A 4,450-nucleotide genomic window follows, 5' to 3' on the forward strand; every position below is an offset into this window, starting at 1 on the left:
CAATTATACAATTTAAATTTATATATCATATATACTATCATGCATCGCTTGTACACGTGACTGGAACAGGTGTGGAGCGACCCCATTCATCCCCATAAGTCGACCAATAGTTTTTGCAAGTGACACGATGGCACGACGCTCATTGGGAGAAAAATAATCTTCAGGCTCTAAGCTCTGTGCTGCTACTGGTGCCGTATCAACAGCTTTGTCTAATTCAGCTTGTAGAAGCGAACGACCATCAAACATCATTGCATCGACCTTTTTCGCATCCTTACGATAGGTTTTAGCAACCCGTTCTGCTAAAGAACGATGTATGCGCAGTTTATCTTGAGGCTCATTCTTATCCTCATCCTCATCCTCATTAATCAACTGGGCAATAGTCCATCCAATCTGCAAACGCTTCTGAGGCGGATGATCTTGTGTAAAACGATGAATCAATTTGAGCAGCATTAAATCACGCAGACCGAGGGATTCGTTGGCTGACGCCCCTGCCGCTATGGAAAAAGGATGTCCTTGAAACGCAGTATGCAAAAAATCATCCACCACATTGCTGTTTTTTAATTCGCTGCGAATCATCGGGCGAAGAACATATGTTTCCCCCAATATTTCTTTCCATCTACTTACACGCGAATAATAATAATATTCACGGTTTTTCATGGTTTTTAAAAAAAAATCTTCTAAACCACCTTGGTGAGTGCCAATTTTAAATTGCTCAGCGCAGCTTGATACAATTCTAGCTGCGTGCGGCCGCAAATAGGCTAAAAACTGTACGCTATCTGAAACTTGATCAAAATATCGCTCTTTGACTACCTTCATTCTTTTAGGATCTACTAATTCAAGAAGCTCGGAAGAAAGAATGGTAAAGTCAGCACCCTCTTTATAAATATTTTCCATAAGACTCTGAAAAGATGTCTTAGAGAGATCAGATGTGCTTGCCAATTCATGCCGGAGATAATTATGCGCCATACGGCTTGGATAACACAGAGTTTTTCCTTCGACAGATACTCTTTTTGTAGCCAAAGCTTCCTGAATAGATGTGCTACCTGTCTTACGATCACCGACATGCACGACTAAATGGCTTGTTTTTCCTTGAGGCATTGCTTTTCTCTCTATTTTATAGCTTCATGCAGTGAAGCATCTTTAAAAACGATTCGCTAAGCTGCTTTCGTCATAAATAACTACAAGCGCATGACCTCAAAATGTCTCGAATTCAAAAACACTCAAAAGCTCCGATAGCTAACAATTTTCCTGAAAACCCTTCACTATTTAAAACTATGCGTGTTACACATAATGTTGACTTTCGCTAAATTACATATTAAAACAAACAAAATTTAAATATTTATTACTCTATTACAAAGCCGATTTACCTGGCTCTCAGAATGAGAAACCAATAGCACCGTTTGGTCCGAGTGAAGCTTTTTAACCATCTCAGTCTCGGCTTTCTTCTTAAAGTGCTTATCCCCCACACTCAGCACCTCGTCCAAGAGAAGAACATCGGGCGTCATATACATCGCCACGGAAAAGCCAAGACGAGCCTTCATTCCGGAAGAATATGTTTTGACCGGCTCATACATAAAATCACCAAGCTCGGAGAACTCGGCAATATCCTCCAGCCGTGCTTCAACCTGCTTGCGTGTATAGCCCATCAACATACCGCCGAGAACGGCGTTATCGGTGCCCGGCAACTCAGAATCGAAACCAGCCTGGAGCGCCAAAAGTGAAACCGTGGCACCATGATTGACGATTTCCCCGCTATCCGGCTGGATGATGCTGGCTACGACACGTAGCAGGGTCGATTTGCCGGCACCGTTACGGCCGAGGATGCCCAACGTCTCCCCTCGGTGTATATCAAAGCTGATACCCTCCAGCGCCTGGAAGTATTCAGGCTTGCGGAAGAGCCCGCCGCGGCGCTTATAGCGTACACCCACATCCTGAAGTGAAATGAGGACGTCACCGTGCTTTCCATTCGCCATATTGGCCATTATTCAATCACTACCCGCGGGAAGAGGGGTTCAAGACGGCGATAGAGAAAAACCACCAGCCCCAGACCAAGAATGCAGCCCAAGGCCACCCAACTGAGGCCACTCCAGTCCGGCCACTGGTTTTCAACGAACACTTGGCGATACTGGTAGAGAATATTGGCCATCGGGTTGGTGAAGAACAACGAGCGCCACTCCTCGGGGATGCGATCTATAGTGTAGAAAATCCCGCTGGTAAATAGCGTGAACTGAATACCGGTGGGAATCAGATTGGTTAGATCACGAACAAAGGGCACCATCATCGCTAAAATGCAACTTACGACCGTCATAAGCATCAGCTGCACAAAAACAATGGGAATAAAGGCCAGCCAGTGGATTGTCGGCGGCAACCCATAGAGGATGAGGAAGATCCCCAGCATGGCAAATACTAGCAGTTGCTTGCCGGTATTCTGAACAATGCCTACCAACGGGAAGAACAATGGTGAGATTCGTACCTGATGCATCAGCCCCTTACCGCCGACGATAGAGTTCGAGGTCTGCTGCACGGTTTTCCCGAACCATTGGAAGGGGACTAGGCCAGTAAGTAAGTAGGCAATAAATCCCGGCCCACCACGTTCCATCAAGAGCCCAAAGACGATATAGAACACCGCCATATAGAGCACGGGATCAAGAATCCACCACAAATAGCGCAAATGGTTCTTGCTGGCCTCACTTTTGAGATTCAAGCGGGCCTTGGTCCAGACGAGATCGACAAAGGTTCGCCAATCCCTACGCTGAGGCGGGTTGATGGTATGCGGCGCCTCTTCTTCTTGCTCATCATCCTGGACGCTTTCCAGCCAGGCATTGCCGTACTCCTGCGCTAGCCTGAGCTGACGTGCCTGGTTTTCATTCCCCATGGTTTGGGCGGCGTCCGCTGCTCGGGTGAAGCCTTCAGCATGCTTGGGGAAGTGCTGGCGCACCTCCGCCCACCTTTCCAACGCTAGTGGCCAATCCTCGGCTTGCATGGCCAGCTCTGCATACTGGAGCCAAGGTTCAGGAGAATCATTGAATCGCTCCCGCGCTTCCTGATTGAATGCCAGCGCTTGCGAAGCGTGGTTGGCTTCAGCAGCTACCCGTGCCGACCCAAGCATGACGGCCTTCTCTTGCGGAAAGCGCTCCCGTGCTTCTGCCGTTAAGGACAGAGCCTCTTCCAACCGCTCTTGCTCACATCGTAGCGTTGCAAGCTCCAGCAACGGCCCTGAATGCTCGATAAAACGCTCACGAGCACTGTTCAGCAGGGCTTCAGCCTCATCCAGTTGCCCCAATTGGCGATGAGAAACCGCCGCCTGAATCCAGACGGCCGGTTTATCAGGATACACTTGGCGCAGGATGGCCCAACGCTCGCAAGCCTTTTCCCAATTGCCATTTTTCATCGCCTGACGAGGCCAACCCAGCACATTACTGGCCGGCGGAACTTTTCCTCCCGCCGACGCTTCGACTACAGCTTCATCATCCATCACAAGTGGCTTTTCAATAACTGGGTTATTAGTTCCTGCTGACTATGCTCCGTGGTGTCGAGCACAACCTCCGCCTTCTCGGGCGCTTCATACGGGCTATTGATGCCCGTGAAGTCTTGGATCTTGCCTTGGCGGGCTTTTTCGTAGAGCCCCTTGGGATCGCGTTGCTCGCAGATATCCAGCGGCGTATCGACATGTACTTCGATGAAGTCACCATCCGCAAACAGCTCACGGGCGGCGTCGCGATCCGAGCGGAACGGCGAGATAAAGGCGGTGATTACGATGATGCCGGCATCGGCGAATAGCTTGGCGATTTCTCCCACACGGCGGATGTTCTCGGTGCGGGCGGCATCCGTCATGCCCAGGTCTTTGCATAGGCCATGGCGAATGTTGTCGCCGTCCAGCAGCATGGTGTGATAGCCGCGCCGGTTGAGTTCCACTTCCAGATTATTGGCAAGGGTAGACTTCCCTGAACCCGAGAGCCCCGTGAACCAGATGCATTTACCTGTATGGCCCTTGATGTGCGCCCGCATTTCCGGCGTGACGCTGGTGCGGTTCCAGACCACGTCCGCCTGGCTATCATGCGTGCGGTATTCATAGGGCAGCTCGGTATCCAGCGTGCGGTGCACCATCCCCGCCCCCACGGTGACGTTGGTCAGCCGGTCGATGACGATGAAGCTGCCGGTACCGGGGCTCACGCGGTAATCGTCCACCGGCAGCGTACCGGCGACTTCGATGCGACAGCGGCCGATGGCGTTGAGCCCCAGGGTCTCGGCGGCGTGATGCTCGAGCGTGTTGACGTCGATCTGGTAGTCGATCTGGCTCACCTTGCCGGCGAGATCCTGCGTCGCGAGCTTGAGGTCGTAAAGCCGGCCGGTCTCGAGAGCGGTGTCGTGCATCCACACGATATCGGCCTCGAAGGCGTCGGCCAACGGCACCTCGGCGTCGGCGGCGACCAACCAGTCGCCCCGCGAA

The 4,450-nt window shown here is 51.1% G+C and carries 4 protein-coding genes; all 4 read right to left on the reverse strand.

Going from position 1 to position 4,450, the window contains the following annotated elements; translation table 11 throughout:
- Positions 1–18: 18 nt before the first annotated feature.
- Positions 19–1,098, reverse strand: coding sequence for a hypothetical protein (locus OP495_RS16635; protein ID WP_280570840.1), 1,080 nt, complete (start codon positions 1,096–1,098; stop codon positions 19–21).
- A gap of 233 nt (positions 1,099–1,331) precedes the next feature.
- A complete protein-coding gene (locus OP495_RS16640) occupies positions 1,332–1,982 on the reverse strand; it encodes an ABC transporter ATP-binding protein (protein WP_280570842.1) in 651 nt (216 codons plus the stop codon).
- Positions 1,982–3,475, reverse strand: coding sequence for an ABC transporter permease (locus OP495_RS16645; RefSeq protein ID WP_280570844.1), 1,494 nt, complete (start codon positions 3,473–3,475; stop codon positions 1,982–1,984). The genes OP495_RS16640 and OP495_RS16645 overlap by 1 nt, the downstream gene beginning before the upstream one ends.
- A partial coding sequence (gene cysC / locus OP495_RS16650; RefSeq protein ID WP_280570846.1) for an adenylyl-sulfate kinase occupies positions 3,475–4,450 on the reverse strand: 976 nt, incomplete at its 5' end. The genes OP495_RS16645 and cysC, both read right to left, overlap by 1 nt.

Source organism: Chromohalobacter sp. 296-RDG, assembly GCF_029889885.1.
Lineage (GTDB): Bacteria > Pseudomonadota > Gammaproteobacteria > Pseudomonadales > Halomonadaceae > Chromohalobacter.